This window comes from Chelativorans sp. (genome assembly GCF_031180965.1).
In the GTDB taxonomy this organism is placed as follows: domain Bacteria; phylum Pseudomonadota; class Alphaproteobacteria; order Rhizobiales; family Rhizobiaceae; genus Chelativorans.
Genome location: NZ_JAPSLH010000003.1, coordinates 77,299 through 93,262, shown reverse-complemented (window position 1 = coordinate 93,262; position 15,964 = coordinate 77,299). Strand labels below are relative to the sequence as shown.

Below are 15,964 nucleotides of genomic sequence, written 5' to 3'. Positions count from 1 at the left end.
AAGGAGTGGATATGGACAACAAGCTCGACATTTACATCGGCTGGGATTCCCGCGAGCCGATTGCCTATGATGTGGCGAAGAAAACCTTGGTCGAACGGGCCAGTATTCCGGTCGAGGTGCACCCTATCAAGCTTTCGGATCTGGTAGAAAAGGGCGCATATACGCGCGAGATCGATCCCCTCGCATCGACCGAGTTCACCTATTCCCGCTTCTTTACGCCCTGGCTCGCCGGGTACAAGGGCTGGGCGCTCTTCTGCGACTGCGACTTCCTTTTCCTGGACGACGTAGCGAAGCTCCTTTCCTACCAGGATCAGACCAAAGCGGTGCTTTGCGTGAAGCACGACTACACGCCGAAGGCGACGGTCAAGATGGACGGCAAGGTGCAGACCAATTATCCGCGCAAGAACTGGTCCTCCTTCATGCTGTTTAATTGCGAGCATCCCTCCACGAAGACGCTGACGCCGGAGGTGATTAACCGCGAGAGCGGCGCGTACTTGCACCGCATGCAGTGGGCGAAGGACGAGGAGATTGGCGGCCTGCCCGAAAGTTGGAACTGGCTCGAGGGCTGGAGCGAGAAGCCGGAGAGCGGCACGCCGAGCGCCGTCCACTTCACCAATGGCGGCCCCTGGTTCAAGGCCTGGCAAAACGTCGATTATGGCGATCTGTGGCGCGCCGAGGCCTCCAAGGTCGACCCGAACTGGATGCCGATCTGAGTTGGGGGGCCAGCGCGACTTAGCGCGAATGAAGCTGTTCGTTATCAATTTGGACCGCCAGCCTGAGCGCCTGCGGCGGATGGCGCGCATGCTTGAGGGCATGGGCCTGTCCTTTAGCCGCGTCAGCGCGGTGGACGGGGCGCAATTGTCGGAAGAAGCGATAGGGCGCTGGTGCGGCCACGCTTCGTTTGGCGCAATGCGGCCAGGAGCGGTCGCCTGCTTTCTAAGCCATAGGGAATGCTGGCGGCGGGTGGTGGACGAGGGACTGCCGCTCGCTGCGGTTTTCGAGGATGACCTGCATATGGCGGATGATGCGGCCTCACTTCTTGCAAACGGCGATTGGGTGCCCGAGGAGACGGATATCGTCAAACTGGAAACAATGCGGCAACCGACGCGCGTTGATAAATCGCCTTTCGCCGTGGTTGGCGCGCGCCGGCTCCACCGGCTGGCGGGCAAGCATGTGGGGGCGGGCGGCTATATCGTCACGCGAAAGGGGGCGGAAAAGCTTCTTGCGATGAGCCAGACGTTCAACTGTCCGGTCGATCACTTCATATTCAATCCGGAGCAGCCCTCCGCGTCCTCGCTCGAGACCCTTCAGCTTTGCCCGGCCATCTGCATACAGGATTTCTTCCTGAAGGACCCGGCAGCCGTCATAGGCCTCGGCAGTGATCTGCACGAAGAAAGATCTCAGGACAGGCCGCGTGGCTTGATGAAGCTGTGGCGAGAGGCAAAGCGTCCGTCCGTCCAACTCGCGAATTTGGTACAGCGGATGGCCTCGACATGGCTGACCGACAAGAAGTGGATCGTGGTGGATTTCCGGTAGTTCCCGGCTGCCCCTCCGGAAGGTCTTGGCTGCCGCGGATGAGGGTACTCAGTCGGGAGTGAACTCTATCCTGCGCCTCTCTCGATGCCCGAACGCCTCGAGGAGTTTCCCCCAAAGCCGCACGACCTTCCGGGTCAGATAGTGGGCGGTGTTTCTATAGCGTTTGTTGGCCAGTTTCGCATTTCTGTCATTGCTGCTTTTCAGGTACTCGTGATCCTGGTCCATCTCCAGCAACATGCCTTGGATACAAGGCGCCGGATCTACCTGATAAAGCGTGAGAGGCGGAAAAAGCATCGACTGCGCGTTGAACAAGACTTCGTCGACGGGGTCAGCGGGCGTTTCCGTCAGCGGGAGCAAACGCGCTGCCGTCTGGCGCGAGATGACATAGGCGCAGGCGCCCAGATGCCTGCCATAAAGGCGCAGCACCTTTCGTTGCATATAAGTGGTCGCCGGCGTGGTGCTCACCGTGGCCTTCACGAGGAAGGTTTCGAGCTTGGCCACATCGCAGCCGCCAGGAAGCCAGTCGGTACTGGACAGGAAGGCGGGCAGCGCCTGCGAGCAGACGACATCATCCTCGAAGACGGCTCCATACTCGTCGCCTGAATCGACGATCAGCCGCCAGACCTTGCGATGGCTTTCGAAGCAGGCGATGGCGCCCGCCGACATGATAAAGCCGAGCGCTCCCGGCCGCGCGCCCGCCGCCCGCTGGGCAATGGCCTCTTCGAGCTTGTCGACCGCTACCACGCGGGTCCAAGCGATGCCCAACTGCTGGCCCTGACGCTCCACATGAGCCCAGCGCTCGCGGTCGCGGTCGAGATTGATGACGTAGGCTTTGATCATGCGGTGAGCCATAGGTCTCCACGACAGGCGGTGCAAGGCGGGTCTGACGGGCGTGCGTTCAGGCTCCCAAAACGGCCTTTGCCTCACCCAATCGATACCAGCCCCTCGTCCTTCACCTGCCGGATGGTCAGCGCGGTGCGCACCGTATCGACATTGGGCGCGGAGGTCAGTTCCTCGATGACGAAGGTCTGAAACGTGCTGAGATCGGTGGCCACGCAGTGGAGCAGAAAGTCCGAATCGCCCGACACCATCCATGCCCGCCGCACGATCGGCCAGTTGCGCGCGCGCTCGGCGAAGGTCCGAAGCTCCGCCTCGGATTGATGATGCAAGCCGACGAGGCAGAAGGCGACGACGTCGAAGCCGAGCACCGGGCTATTGAGAAGGGCGCGATAGCCTTTGATGATGCCGCTTTCCTCTAGCCGCCGCACCCGGCGCAGGCACGGCGGCGCGGAGATGCCGACGCGCCGGGACAATTCGACGTTGGTGATGCGGCCGTCCTTCTGCAATTCGCGCAGGATTTTCCAGTCAATGGCGTCCAGATCGGCCTTCAACGGCATCGGCACTCTCCCTCTATCCGGCCATTCAGCACGAATCTGTCGCGGCTGCGCAATAAATGTACGCGACGGAAGGAAGTGGCAAGCAGTTGTGCGCAGCGCGCGGTTTTGCCTTTCGCCCGGCATTGGGTAATAGAGGGCCGGCAGGCGGGCAAACTGTTGGAAATTCCTTCTTAGCCTTGCGCCGTCGTATATGGAATACTTAGATCGGGAACCGGCCGGCGAGCGTCTCCGCGCCATCTCAACTTGTCGGAAAGGAAGAGTAGATGACCACCCGCCACGCGCCTGTTCTGATCATCGGGTCGGGACCGGCCGGATACACCGCTGCCATCTATGCTGCGCGTGCGATGCTGAAGCCGGTGCTCGTATCCGGGCTGGAGCAGGGCGGGCAGCTCATGATCACCACCGACGTGGAAAACTATCCGGGCTTCGCCGAGCCGATCCAGGGCCCCTGGCTGATGGAGCAGATGAGGCTGCAGGCCGAGCATGTGGGCGCGGAGATCGTCAACGACCTGATCGTGGAAGCGGATATCCGCACGCGGCCCTTCCGGCTCACCGGAGATTCCGGCGCGGTCTATACCTGCGACGCGCTGATCGTCGCCACGGGCGCCAAGGCCAAATGGCTGGGCCTGCCCTCGGAAAATGCCTTCATGGGGTTCGGCGTCTCGGCTTGCGCCACCTGCGACGGCTTCTTCTACCGCGGCAAGGATGTGGTGGTGATCGGCGGCGGCAACACCGCCGTCGAGGAGGCGCTCTACCTTTCCAATCTGGCGAGGCACGTCACCGTGATCCATCGGCGCGGCGAGTTCCGCGCCGAGCGCATCCTGCGCGAGCGGCTCGTGCAGAAGCCCAATGTCGAGGTGATGTGGGACACGGTGGTGGACGAGATCCTCGGCGAGAGGCCGAAGCCGCCGCTGCCGCCCTCGGTGACCGGTATCCGGGTGCAGAACGTGAAGACAGGCCAAGTCCGGGACCTTCCCGTCGACGGCGTCTTCGTGGCGATCGGCCACGCGCCCGCGGTCGAGCTCTTCGAAGGCAAGCTGAAGCAGAAGCCGAACGGCTATCTGTGGACCGAGCCGGGCTCGACGCGCACCGACGTGCCGGGCGTCTTCGCCGCCGGCGACGTGGCCGACGATGTCTACAGGCAGGCAGTGACCGCTGCCGGCCTTGGCTGCATGGCCGCGCTGGAAGCTGAAAAATACCTGGCGGAACTGGAGATGCATCGCGAAGCGGCAGAATAGCCGCCGTAAATTAGCCGCCAAAAAAGAGGGGAATGCGGCGTTGGACTGGGACAAGCTACGCGTTTTCCACGCGGCGGCGGCCGCAGGCTCGTTCACACATGCGGCCGAGACGCTGCATCTTTCGCAATCGGCCATCTCCCGGCAGGTGAGCGCGCTGGAGCAGGAGCTGGGCGTCACGCTTTTCCACCGGCATGCGCGCGGGCTGGTGCTGACCGAACAGGGCGAACTGCTCTATCGCACGGCCCACGACGTCCTGATGAAGCTGGAGACGGTGAAGGTGCGTCTTTCGGAGACGAAGGACCGGCCTTCAGGGGTGCTGCGCGTGTCGACCACGGTCGGCCTCGGCACCGGCTGGCTCACCGAGCGACTGCCCGAATTCGGCGAGCTCTATCCCGACATCCAGCTGCAGCTCATCCTCGACAATGAGGAGCTTGACCTCACCATGCGGCAGGCGGACTGCGCCATCCGCATGCGCCAGCCGCAGCAGCCGGACCTCATCCAGCGCAAGCTGTTCACGGTGCATTTCCACCTTTACGCGTCGCCCGCCTATATCAACCGGTACGGCAAGCCGTCATCGGTGGTCGACCTCGACCGGCATCGGATCGTCACCTTCGGCGAGACGGTCCCGCAGCATCTGAGCGACATGAACTGGCTGGAGACGGCCGGGCGGCCGGAGGGCGCCAAGCGGATTACAGCCTTGCAAATCAACAATATCCTGTCGATCAAGATCGCCGTGCAGCGCGGGGCGGGCATCGCCATGCTGCCGGATTATGTTGTGGGTAACGACAGCGGCCTGGTCCAGCTCCTGCCCGAGACAGCGGTGCCGTCCTTCGACACCTATTTCTGCTACCCCGACGCCATGAAAAACCAGGCGAAGCTGCAGGTTTTCCGCGATTTCCTCATCTCGAAATCGCGCAGCTGGACCTATTGATCGGCGCTCCTTTCATCCAGCTATGCGAAATGTGCATGGCTGGAATGCAAAATCCTGTGGTTGTTATTTGGGCATGGAGTGCTCATATCGTGGTCACTCCCGGGGCGCGTTCTCCTCCCATTAGCCCCCGCGAGTGTTCCCCTCTGGAGGTTTCGCCTTAATTGGCACTTCCATAATTGAGCCGGATCTCTGATCCGGCTCTTTTTTTGTCTGCGGCGAGGGGCTGGGACCCACAGATCAGCGTCCGCCCAGGACCACTAGCCTCAAGCGGCCTTGCCCCGTGCCGTCAGGGCATCGTCGGCGAGGCGCCCGGTAAGCTCGGCCATATGGTCGAAGCTGGCGCGGTAGCTTGCCGCTCCCGCCGTCGCGGAGCGCAGCTCGATGATAAGATTTCCCATTTCCGCTTCGGGCAGCATGGCTTCCACCACGTCCCATCCGGGCCAGCCTTCACGCGTGTCGAAGCCGAGGATCTGGCCGCGCCGCTGAGAGAGGATGGCGGTCACGCGCGCGGTCGCATCGGATGGGGTGACCACCTCCACCTTGAGGATCGGCTCCAGCAGCACCGGGCTGGCGGCCGCCAAACCCTCCTTCATTGCCAGGCGAGCGGCGAGCTGGAAGGCCATGTCCGAGGAATCGACCGTATGATAGGATCCGTCGGCGAGGTTGACGGCAATATCGACCACCGGAAAGCCGAGCGGCCCGGTCTTGAGCGAGTCCCGCACTCCAGCCTCGACCGAGGGCACATACTGCCGCGGCACCACGCCTCCGGTGATGGTCTCGGTGAATTCGAAGCCGCTGCCGCGGGGCAGGGGTTTTATGTTCAGCACCACGTCGCCGAACTGGCCATGCCCGCCCGACTGCTTCTTGTGGCGGCCGCGCTGCGTGACCGGCTTTCTGATGGTCTCCCGATAGGGAATGGTGGGCGGGCGCATCTCGACTGCCACCTGATACTTTCCCTCGAGCCGCTCGCGGGCGATGCGCAGATGCATCTCGCCCTGGCCGCCAAGGATCGTCTCGGCCGTATCCTGGCTCTGCTCCAGGACGAGCGAAGGGTCTTCCTGCAGCAGCTTCTGCAGCGCCGTCGAGAGCTTGACTTCATCCTTGCGGTCGCGCGGGCTCACCGTCACCGCAAAGACGGGGCGCGGCGGCGCAATTCTGGCGAGCTGCTGGACGCCCTTGGCCGTCGAAAGCGTATCGCCAGTATTTGCGTCCTCCAGTTTTCCGAGCGCCACGGTGTCGCCTTCGCCTACGGAAGGTAATTTCGTCTGCTCGCGGCCGACGAGCCTGTAGATACCGGAAACACGGCCGGCGCCCGGAAGCTCCGTTCCGTCGGAGATGCTGCCGGAAAGCACGCGAGCGACGGAAATCTTCCCGCCATGGCCGGTATGGATCGACTTCATCACCTGCAGCGTCGCGCCGCCGCTTTCTTCCAGGCCGAGGCGGCGCCGTGTCTGCGTCACGTCGGGGACGTCGTGCCGGATCGCCTTCAGCACGCGGAGCACGCCATTGCCATGGTCAGCCGAACCGATGAGCACGGGCGTCACCGCGCCGGCGCGAAGATCCGCCGCCAGATCATCGAAAATGGCGTCGCGAGGCGGCTCTTTTTCTTCGAGAAGCTGCTCCATCAGCTGGTCGTCATGGTCGGCCAATGTCTCCAGCATGGAGAAGCGAGCCTCGAGCTCTCGCGCCTTCTCGTCGTCCGGGATCGGAGCGATCTCGCTCTCGGCGTGATCGCGATAGATATAGGCCCGCTCCAGGGCGAGATCGATCGAGCCGACGAGGGCGCCGTTCTTGCGGAGCGGGATGTGCCGCAGGAGCAGCGGCACGCTGCTTGCCGGCTGCAGCCCCTTCAGCAGTTCGCGTACCCCAGCCTCGCACTTGTCCATTTTGTTGAGGAAGAGCATGCGCGGCACGCCGGCATCATCGAGCCGCCGCAGGATGAGCTGCAGCATGGGCAGTTTGCTGTCGTCCGCATCCACCACGACGATGGCGGCATCCGCCGCGACCAGCACCGGCTCCGCTTCGTGGGCGAATTCCACCGAGCCGGGGCAGTCCACCAAAGTGATGGTCTCGCCCATGAAGCTGGTGGTCGCAAAACTCGCCTCCACGCTCATATTGTGGGCGCGCGCCTCGCCGGCGCCCTGCGCACCGCCCGATTTGTTGGTGGTACCGGTCCGCTCCAAAATGGCTTCGAAAAGCGTTGTCTTGCCGCTGGCGAGGGGACCAAGAATGGCAATGCATTTTGGTCCCTTGTGCCTTTCTCCGGCGCGATTACCCATGCCGACCTCCTCTCACGCGTCCTCGGTGAGCGGCGGCCGGCCCCCTTTCCGGCCGCCGCACTGAAGTGCCTGTCGCAGCACCCGCGACCTATCGTCACACGCGCAGAGCCGACGGGCAAGAGGAAAGGCGGCCTATGATCCTCCTTCAAGGGGAGCTGCCGGTCAGAGGTCGAGATTCCAGGTCTGCCCCACCAGGTCCTTGCCGAAGGAGCGGTGCCGCTCCTCCTTCACCAGCTTGAATCCCGCCGCCTGGTAGATGCGGCGAGCAGAGACGAGAACATCGTTGGTCCAGAGGGTGAGGACGCGATAGTTCTTCGCCCGGGCGAAGGCGATGCACTCATCCACCAGCCGCCGGCCGATGCCAAGGCCCCGCGCAGCCGGCTCCACATAGAGGAGGCGGAGTCTTGCGATCGCCTCGGTTTCCCTGACGAGGAACACGGAGCCGACCACTTCGCCCTCGCGCTCGGCCACCCAAGAGGCCTCGCTTCGGGGATCGAACCTGTTCACGAACTCGGCCAGGATCTGCGTCACCAGCGCCTCGTAGGTCTCGTCCCAGCCATATTCCTGGTTGTAGAGCAGCCCTTGGCGATGAGCGATCCAGCCAAGATCGCCCACCCGCAGGGGGCGCAGGACGTAAGGCACTTTTGGCTCCGGCGGACTCCCCAGCAGGCGCTCCACAGTCGCCATGGCGCTGACCAGCTTCTCGCGCTCGGTCGAAGCCAGAGGCGTGAGCAGGCGCGCGACCTGGTCTCTGGAGGCCCGGTTGAGCGGCTCGAAAGCGCGCCGCCCCACCTCCGTCAGGACAAGGCGGGACTGGCGCGCGTCCTGCGCCAATGGGCGGCGCTTCAAAAATCCGCGCTGCTCGAACCTTTTCAGCATCCTGCTGAGATAGCCTGCGTCCAGACCAAGCTCGCGGCCGAGATCGGTGGCGGTCAGTGTCTCGCGATGGGCGAGCTCGAAAAGGACGCGCGCTTCGCTCAGCGAGAATTCGCTGTCCAGCAGACCTTCAGCCAGCAGTCCGAGCTGGCGCGTGTAGAAACGGTTGAAGCGCCTGACATTGGCGATCTGCTCCTCCGACGGCGAATGATTAACCTGGTCCATTACGGGTGTCCTCCCGTTGGACAACGTCAACCGAATACTTGACGAAGTCAAGTATGTAGGCTTTGCAGAGAAAAGGCCGCTTGGGAGCGGCCTTTAATCAGGCAGGCTTGAGATTTACCGGAGATTGCCGGTGAAGCGCTGGATGCGGCTGCAGGCCTCCTCCAGGAGCGCTTCCGACGTCGCGTAGGAGATGCGGAAATTGGGACCCAGACCGAAAGCCGAACCGTGCACCACGGCGACGCCTTCGGCTTCGAGGAGTTCGGAGACGAAATCCTCGTCATTTTCAATGACCTTGCCGGACGGGGCTTTCTTGCCGATCGCGCCGGCGCAGGAGGGATAGACGTAGAACGCTCCCTCCGGCACCGGGCAGTCAATCCCGTTCGCCTGGTTCAGCATGGAGACCACCAGGTCGCGCCGCGCCTCAAAAATCTTCTTGTTGCGCGCGACGAAGTCCTGGGGTCCGGTAAGCGCTTCGACGGCGGCCCACTGCGCCATCGTGGCGGCGCCAGAGGTCTGCTGCCCCTGGATCATGTCCATGGCCCTGATGAGTTCCATCGGGCCAGCCGCATAGCCGATGCGCCATCCGGTCATCGCGTAAGCCTTCGACACGCCGTTCATGGTAAGCGTGCGCTCGTAAAGGCGTGGCTCCACCTCGGCGATCGTACGGAAGGTGAAATCCCCATAGGTCAGGTGCTCGTACATGTCATCCGTCAGCACCCATACATGCGGGTGCTTCAGCAGCACCTCCGCCACCGCCTTCAGCTCCTCGCCCGTATAGGCGGCGCCTGAGGGATTGGACGGCGAGTTCATGACCAGCCATTTGGTGCGTGGCGAGATCGCCCTGTCCAGTGCATCCGGCCTGAGCTTGAAATTGTCCTCGATCCTGGTCTGCGCATAGACCGGCGTGCCGCCGCACAGCGCCACCATCTCGGGATAGCTCACCCAGTATGGCGTCGGGATCACCACCTCGTCGCCTGGATTGAGCGTTGCCATGAAGGCGTTGAACAGGATCTGCTTGCCGCCGGTGCCGACGATCGTCTGCTTCCAGTCGTAATCGAGATTGTTCTCCCGCTTGAACTTGACGGCGATCGCCTCGCGCAGGGGCTGGATGCCGCAAACCGGGGGATACTTCGTCTCGCCGCGGTTGATCGCCTCGATAGCCGCGCGCTTGATATTTTCCGGCGTGTCGAAATCGGGCTCGCCAGCGCCAAGCCCGATGACGTCGCGTCCCTGGGCTTTCAACTCCCTGGCCTTCTGGGTAACAGCGATCGTGGCTGAAGGCTTCACGCGTGAAAGGGCGTCGGCAAGAAATGCCATTTTAGGGTCTCCAAGGGATTGGCCTGTGCCGGCTCGGCCAGACACGCTTTATTGTCCGATCGCGGGGCAAATCGCAAGGGTGGCAGGCTTTCGCGCCGGGCGCAAAAAATCCGCCGCATTTTCTTAACGGGGGTTCAATCCTTCGGTGCAAGTTTCCGCGGCCTGTTGAGAGGTTCAGGGCGGATGCTGGCGCGCAGCTTTCACATGGCACGTTCGGTGGAGACGGCCGCGGGGCACGCCGCCGGCCAGCGCACCGCCGGAGGCGAGGCCAAAGAATGACCGAGGCAGCAACGCTCGCGCAGCGCATCGACCAGGCGATCCTGGTCGACGAGGTCGGCATTGAGACCGGCCGGTACGGCCCCTATCACCTGAAGACGCTCTACCAGCCGATCTATCGCAACACACGGGAAGGGCTGAAACCCTGCGGCGTGGAAGGCCTGGCCGGTCCTCAGCGGGAGGGGCAGCCCGTCGCCACGCGTGCCTTCTTCGCCGATGTGGCCGCGACCGAGGACAGGCTCTTCGTCGAAAATCTCTGCCAGACGCTGCATGTACGCAATTATCCGAACACCGGCGTGGACGGGCTGATGCTCTTCATCAAGCATTACGCCAATGCCGATCTGGGGCTGGACGCCGCACTCGCCCATGTGGACGAGATGGTGAAGTTCCTCGCAGATGTCTCCGTCGACCCCGCGCTGCTGGTCTGCGAGATCGCCGAGACGGCAGATGAAGGCCTGATGACGGAGCTCGCGGCCGAGTTGCGCAAGCACCGCATCCGCATCGCTGTCGATGATTTCGGCGTCGGGCGCTCCACCCTGTCGCGCGTGCGGCTGCTGAATCCTGAAGTGGTGAAGGTTGACGGCGGATGGTTTCGCCGGATCGCCGAGGTCGCCATGGCAGCCAAGCTCCTCAACTCACTGGTGGATGCGCTGCAGCGGGAGGGCCGGGAGGTCCTGATCCAGGGCATCGAGACGGCGGCCCAGCTGCGCGTGGCGATGGGCACCGGCGCGGACTTTCTCCAGGGCTATCTGCTCGGCCGGCCTAAGCTCGCCGGGTCCCTGTTCGATATCCGTCCCGTGCATATCGAGGGGCTCTTCGCTTCCGGCGAGAGGGTGGTGCCGCTCTCGGCCAGCCGCGGACGCCCGCGCTGACCGGCCTTCGTCAATCCCGCTGATCCTTCCGGCCAAAAGTTTTCATTCGTTGCGGACGCGGCGCTGCGTTATCCAGGCTCCGGGAAATGGGAGCGCGCGCAATGAAACTCTACGGTATGTCCGACAGCGGGAATTCCTATAAGCCGAGGCTGCTCATGGCAAAGCTCGGCATTCCCTTCGAGCATGTGGAGACCAGTTCGCGCGACGGGACGACCCGCAAGCCTGAATTCCTCGCCAGGAATCCCAATGGCAGGGTGCCGGTTCTGGAGCTCGATGACGGGCGGTTCATCTGGGAATCGAACGCCATCCTGCTCTATCTCGCCGAAGGCACGCGCTTCCTGCCGACGGACCGGTATCAGCGCGCCTTGGTGCATCAATGGCTTTTCTTCGAGCAGTACAGCCACGAACCCTATGTCGCCGTAAGGCGCGCGATCCTGCGCTATCCGGAGAGGGCGGCCCAGAGGACTCCCGAAAGGATGGCCGCCACGCTCGAAGGCGGCAACAAAGCGCTTGGCGTGATGGAGCGGCAGCTCGCCGAAACGCCCTTCCTGGTGGGGAGTGCCCTCACGGTCGCCGACATTTCGCTTTACGCCTACACCCACGATGCACATAATGGCGGCTTCGACCTTGGCGCATTTCCAGCAGTGTCTGCATGGCTCGCGCGTGTTGAGGGCGATGCCGGCCATGTGCCGATGTTGCCTGGGTGAGCTTAGCGTCAAGCTGCTGTCATCTGCGCGTAACAAAGGCCGGACAATAAGCGCTGGCAAAAGGCGCGCAGCTAGGGAGAGCAGCGGATGAACATGCGTAAATTCATGGCGGTAGCGGCGGTCGCTACCGCTCTCGTTCCGGCGATGGGTGCGGTGGCAGAGGCCCAGACCCAGATCCAATGGTGGCACGGATTTACCGGCCGCCTGGCCGAGATCCTCGACCGGCAGGTGAGCGAATTCAATTCCAGCCAGAACGAGTATCAGGTGGTCGCGACGCCGAAGGGGACCTACTCGGAAACGCTGAATGCCGGCATCGCCGCCTTCCGCGCGGGCGAGCAGCCGCATATCCTTCAGGTCTATGAGGTCGGCACCGCAACCATGATGGCTGCCAAGGGGGCGATCAAGCCGGTGCATCAGCTGATGGCGGAGGCGAAGGAGCCTTTCGATCCCGCCAACTATCTGGCAGCCGTCACCGGCTACTACACCACCGCCGACGGCGAGATGCTTTCGCTGCCCTACAACTCCTCCACGCCGGTCCTTTACATCAACAAGCAGGCGCTCGAGCAGGCGGGCCTCGACCCTGAGACGACGCCCAAGACCTGGCCGGAGGTCGAGGAAGTTCTCACCAAGCTCAAGGAAGCCGGCAACGAGTGCCCGCTCACCACCACCTGGCAATCCTGGGTCCATCTCGAGAATCTCAGCGCCTATCACAACAAGCCCTTCGCCACCCAGCAGAACGGCTTTGCCGGCACGGATGTGGAACTCGTTTTCAACGGCGATCTGCAGGTGCGGCACATCGAGAAGATGTCGGAATGGGCTAAGAACGGCCTCTTCGTCTATGGCGGACGGACCGGCGAGGGCGCCGCGCGCTTCCGCGCCGGCGAGTGTGGCATGATGACCGAATCCTCCGCCGGCTATGCGGGCGTCAAGGCGGAAGCCAAGTTCCCGTTTGCCGTCTCCAGCCTGCCTTACTGGCCGGACGAGGAGGGCGCACCGTTCAACACCATCATTGGCGGCGCTTCGCTCTGGGTCATGAGCGGCCATGAGGACGACGAGTATGTCGGCGTCGCCAAGTTCCTCTCCTATCTCTCGAGCCCCGAGGTCCAGGCCCGCTGGCACCAGGAAACCGGGTACCTGCCCATCACGCAGGCGGCTTACGAGCTGACCAAGAGCCAGGGCTTCTACGAGCAGAATCCCGGCACGGATGTCGCCATTCAGCAGATGACCGGCAAGGAGCCGACCGAGAACTCCAAGGGCCTGCGCCTCGGCAATTTCGACCAGATCCGAACCATCATAGACGAGGAGCTCGAGGCGGTCTGGCAGGGCAACAAGGAGCCCAAGGCAGCGCTCGACGAGGCGGTGGAGCGCGGAAACCAGCTCCTGCGCCGCTTCGAGCAGGCCGCTCGGTAACAAGGTCGCGGCGCGGCCGGCTGAGGCCGGTCGCGCCCACGCCTTACCATGGAAAAGCGCGTCAGCTTCAACCACCGCCTGCTGCCCTATCTGCTGTTGCTTCCGCAGCTGGCCGTCACTGCCGTCTTCTTCTTTTGGCCGGCGGCTCAGGCGCTCTACCAGTCGGTTCTTCAGCCGGACCCGTTCGGCTTCGACAACCGCTTCGTCGGGCTCTCGAACTTTCAATATATCCTGTCCGACCGCTACTATCTCGAGGCGTTCGGCACCACCGCCATCTTCTCCAGCCTGGTGACCTTCATCTCCATGGCCACGGCCCTGTTCCTGGCCGTCGCCGCCGACCAGGTCATCAGAGGCGCCAATGCCTACAAGACGCTCATTATATGGCCCTATGCCGTGGCACCGGCGGTCGCGGGCGTCATGTGGATTTTCATGATGCAGCCCTCCATCGGCGTCATCGCCTACTACATGAAGGTGGCAGGCTTCCGGTGGAATCCGACGCTCGACGGGACCCACGCTATGGCGCTGGTGGTGCTCGCCTCGGCCTGGAAACAGATAAGCTACAATTTCCTCTTCTTTCTCGCCGGTCTGCAGGCTATCCCGCGCAGCCTCATCGAGGCGGCGGCGATCGACGGCGCCGGGCGGTGGCTTCGCTTCCGCACAATCATCTTTCCGCTCCTGTCGCCAACGACCTTTTTCCTGCTTGTCGTCAACATCGCCTACGCCTTCTTCGAGACGTTCGGCGTCATCCACACGATGACGTCCGGCGGGCCGGGGCGGTCCACCACGACGCTGGTCTACAAGGTCTATGCCGACGGGTTTGTCGGCCAGGATCTCGGTTCGTCGGCGGCCCAGTCGGTCATCCTCATGGCTGTGGTGAGCCTGCTGACCATTGTCCAGTTTCGCTACATCGAGCGGCGCGTGCATTATTGAGGCGAGGCAATGGTCGAACGACGCGGCATCGGAACAATCCTGACGCACCTCGCCCTGATCCTCGGCGTGGCGGTGCTGTGCTTTCCCATCTATCTCGCCTTCGTGGGGTCGACGCTCTCGCACGATGAGATATTGAGCGTCCCGATGCCGCTCTGGCCGGGCGGCCAGATGGTCGAGAACTACAGTCAGGCGCTTGCCGCGGGCACGCAGGTCCCTGTCGCCCGCATGCTGTTCAACTCCATGGTGATGGCGATCGGCATCGCCGCCGGCAAGATCATCATCTCCATCCTGTCGGCCTATGCGATCGTCTATTTCCGCTTTCCCTTTCGCATGCTCGCCTTCTGGGCGATCTTCATGACGCTCATGCTGCCGGTGGAGGTTCGTATCGTGCCCACCTACGAGGTCGCCGCCTCGCTCGGCATGCTCAATTCCTATTCCGGGCTCATACTGCCGCTGATCGCTTCGGCCACCGCGACCTTCCTCTACAGGCAGTTCTTCCTCACCGTTCCGGAGGAGCTGGCGGAGGCTGCGCGCGTGGACGGGGCGGGTCCAGTACGCTTCTTCAAGGACATCCTGCTGCCGCTCTCGCGCACGAACACGGCAGCCCTCTTCGTCATCCTCTTCATCTATGGCTGGAACCAGTATCTGTGGCCGCTTCTCGTCACCACGAGGCCGGAAATGAACACGGTCGTCATCGGGCTGCAGCAGATGATGCCCTCCGCCGACGACTATGGGAACTGGCCGGTCACGATGGCCGCGGCAATCCTGGCGATCCTGCCGCCGGTCGCCGTCGTCGTCTTCATGCAGCGCCTCTTCATCAAGGGCCTGATCGAGAGCGAGAAGTAGCAATGAGCGCCATCGCGATCCGCAATGTGAAGAAGTCCTATGGCGGTACTCAGGTCATCCATGGGGTCAACCTCGATGTGGCCCATGGCGAGTTCATCGTCATTGTCGGCCCGTCGGGCTGCGGGAAGTCGACACTTTTGCGCATGGTGGCGGGACTGGAGACGATCACCGAAGGAGAGATCGAAATCGGCGGCCGGGTGGTCAACAGGCTGGAGCCGCGCGAGCGCAACATCGCCATGGTGTTCCAGAACTACGCGCTCTATCCGCACATGACCGTTTTCGACAACATGGCCTATGGGCTGAAGATCGCGGGCCTCTCCAAAGAGGATATCCGCGCGCGGGTGCACAAGACCGCCGAGATGCTCCAGCTCACGCCCTATCTGGAACGCAAGCCGCGCGCGCTCTCCGGCGGACAGCGCCAGCGCGTCGCCATGGGGCGGGCGCTGGTGCGCGACCCGGCCGCCTTCCTGCTCGACGAGCCGCTCTCCAACCTCGATGCCAAGCTCAGGGTGCAGATGCGGCTGGAGATCAAGCAGCTGCAGCGCTCGGTCGGGACCACCGCGCTCTATGTCACGCATGACCAGGTGGAGGCGATGACGCTGGCGGACCGGCTGGTGGTCATGCATGACGGCGTGGCCGAGCAGATCGACACGCCCCTTGCCGTCTATTCGCGCCCGGCCACCACTTTCGTGGCGGGCTTCATCGGCTCGCCTGCCATGAACATGCTTCCGGCGGAAGCGGCTGGGGACGGCCGCCTGACGCTGGCGACGGGGGCCAGCATCGCTCTGCGCGGCGTGCGCTTGCCGGACCAGGGCCGGAAGGTGATCCTCGGCATCCGTCCGGAACATCTGGCGCAGGTCCCCGCCGGCGAGGCGGATCTGGAACTGGAGGTGATCGCCGTGGAGACGCTTGGCGCCGACACGCTCGCCCATGGGAGGCTCGGCGGCGGCGACTTCGTGGTGCGGCTGCCGGGCAGCTCGATGGTGCAGCCGGGCGACCGGCTGCCGATGGCGATCGAGCCGGGGATGGCGCATCTTTTCGATGCCGAGACTGGAAAGAGGCTGCCCGACGATGCCCCGGCCGCGGCGCCATCAAGGCAGGCCGCGGAAGCCTGAGCCTCGGCG

The 15,964-nt window shown here is 63.4% G+C and carries 15 protein-coding genes; 10 read left to right on the top strand and 5 right to left on the bottom strand.

All coding sequences use genetic code 11. The features are described from left to right. The first annotated feature begins 11 nt into the window (after window positions 1-11). Window positions 12-713, top strand: a complete 702-nt coding sequence (locus RIN79_RS03165; protein WP_309083170.1) for a glycosyltransferase — start codon at window positions 12-14, stop codon at window positions 711-713. Between the two features lie 28 nt (window positions 714-741). After that, a complete protein-coding gene (locus RIN79_RS03160; protein WP_309083169.1) occupies window positions 742-1,536 on the top strand; it encodes a glycosyltransferase family 25 protein in 795 nt (264 codons plus the stop codon). A 48-nt stretch (window positions 1,537-1,584) separates the two neighbouring features. On the opposite strand, the gene RIN79_RS03155 is transcribed toward RIN79_RS03160, so the two are convergent. Further along, on the bottom strand, window positions 1,585-2,376 hold the full coding sequence (locus tag RIN79_RS03155; RefSeq protein WP_309083168.1) for a glycosyltransferase family 25 protein: 792 nt from the start codon (window positions 2,374-2,376) through the stop codon (window positions 1,585-1,587). Window positions 2,377-2,459: 83 nt separating this feature from the next. Continuing rightward, a complete protein-coding gene (locus tag RIN79_RS03150) occupies window positions 2,460-2,933 on the bottom strand; it encodes an Lrp/AsnC family transcriptional regulator (RefSeq protein ID WP_309083167.1) in 474 nt (157 codons plus the stop codon). A gap of 263 nt (window positions 2,934-3,196) precedes the next feature. Between RIN79_RS03150 and trxB the strand changes: the two genes are divergently transcribed. Together trxB and RIN79_RS03140 are read left to right on the top strand one after the other, a co-directional pair. Beyond that, on the top strand, window positions 3,197-4,171 hold the full coding sequence (gene trxB, locus RIN79_RS03145; protein ID WP_309083166.1) for a thioredoxin-disulfide reductase: 975 nt from the start codon (window positions 3,197-3,199) through the stop codon (window positions 4,169-4,171). A 40-nt stretch (window positions 4,172-4,211) separates the two neighbouring features. After that, window positions 4,212-5,102, top strand: coding sequence for a LysR family transcriptional regulator (locus RIN79_RS03140; RefSeq protein WP_309083165.1), 891 nt, complete (start codon window positions 4,212-4,214; stop codon window positions 5,100-5,102). A gap of 263 nt (window positions 5,103-5,365) precedes the next feature. Here the strand turns inward: RIN79_RS03140 and RIN79_RS03135 are convergent, their stop codons facing one another. From RIN79_RS03135 to RIN79_RS03125, 3 genes are all read right to left on the bottom strand, one after another. Next, on the bottom strand, window positions 5,366-7,381 hold the full coding sequence (locus RIN79_RS03135; protein ID WP_309083164.1) for an elongation factor G: 2,016 nt from the start codon (window positions 7,379-7,381) through the stop codon (window positions 5,366-5,368). A 162-nt stretch (window positions 7,382-7,543) separates the two neighbouring features. After that, entirely contained in the window at window positions 7,544-8,482 is a 939-nt protein-coding gene (locus RIN79_RS03130) for a helix-turn-helix domain-containing GNAT family N-acetyltransferase (protein ID WP_309083163.1), read from the bottom strand. A gap of 114 nt (window positions 8,483-8,596) precedes the next feature. Next, the gene (locus tag RIN79_RS03125; RefSeq protein WP_309083162.1) at window positions 8,597-9,799 is read right to left on the bottom strand and encodes a pyridoxal phosphate-dependent aminotransferase; all 1,203 of its coding nucleotides are present in this window, start codon (window positions 9,797-9,799) and stop codon (window positions 8,597-8,599) included. Window positions 9,800-10,074: 275 nt separating this feature from the next. On the opposite strand from RIN79_RS03125, the gene RIN79_RS03120 reads away from it, so the two are divergent. The 6 genes from RIN79_RS03120 (at window position 10,075) to RIN79_RS03095 (ending at window position 15,955) form a co-directional block, all read left to right on the top strand. Next, window positions 10,075-10,947: an EAL domain-containing protein gene (locus tag RIN79_RS03120; RefSeq protein ID WP_309083161.1), complete on the top strand. Its 873-nt coding sequence runs from the start codon at window positions 10,075-10,077 to the stop codon at window positions 10,945-10,947. A 101-nt stretch (window positions 10,948-11,048) separates the two neighbouring features. Further along, complete coding sequence (locus RIN79_RS03115) at window positions 11,049-11,654, top strand: glutathione S-transferase family protein (RefSeq protein ID WP_309083160.1); 606 nt, start codon at window positions 11,049-11,051, stop codon at window positions 11,652-11,654. Between the two features lie 87 nt (window positions 11,655-11,741). Further along, entirely contained in the window at window positions 11,742-13,064 is a 1,323-nt protein-coding gene (ugpB, locus tag RIN79_RS03110) for a sn-glycerol-3-phosphate ABC transporter substrate-binding protein UgpB (RefSeq protein ID WP_375165866.1), read from the top strand. A 48-nt stretch (window positions 13,065-13,112) separates the two neighbouring features. Then, window positions 13,113-13,994, top strand: coding sequence for a sn-glycerol-3-phosphate ABC transporter permease UgpA (gene ugpA, locus RIN79_RS03105; RefSeq protein ID WP_309083159.1), 882 nt, complete (start codon window positions 13,113-13,115; stop codon window positions 13,992-13,994). 9 nt (window positions 13,995-14,003) lie between these two features. Continuing rightward, the gene (gene ugpE / locus RIN79_RS03100; protein ID WP_309083158.1) at window positions 14,004-14,840 is read left to right on the top strand and encodes a sn-glycerol-3-phosphate ABC transporter permease UgpE; all 837 of its coding nucleotides are present in this window, start codon (window positions 14,004-14,006) and stop codon (window positions 14,838-14,840) included. Between the two features lie 2 nt (window positions 14,841-14,842). Further along, the gene (locus tag RIN79_RS03095; RefSeq protein ID WP_309083157.1) at window positions 14,843-15,955 is read left to right on the top strand and encodes a sn-glycerol-3-phosphate import ATP-binding protein UgpC; all 1,113 of its coding nucleotides are present in this window, start codon (window positions 14,843-14,845) and stop codon (window positions 15,953-15,955) included. The last annotated feature ends 9 nt before the right edge of the window (window positions 15,956-15,964 follow it).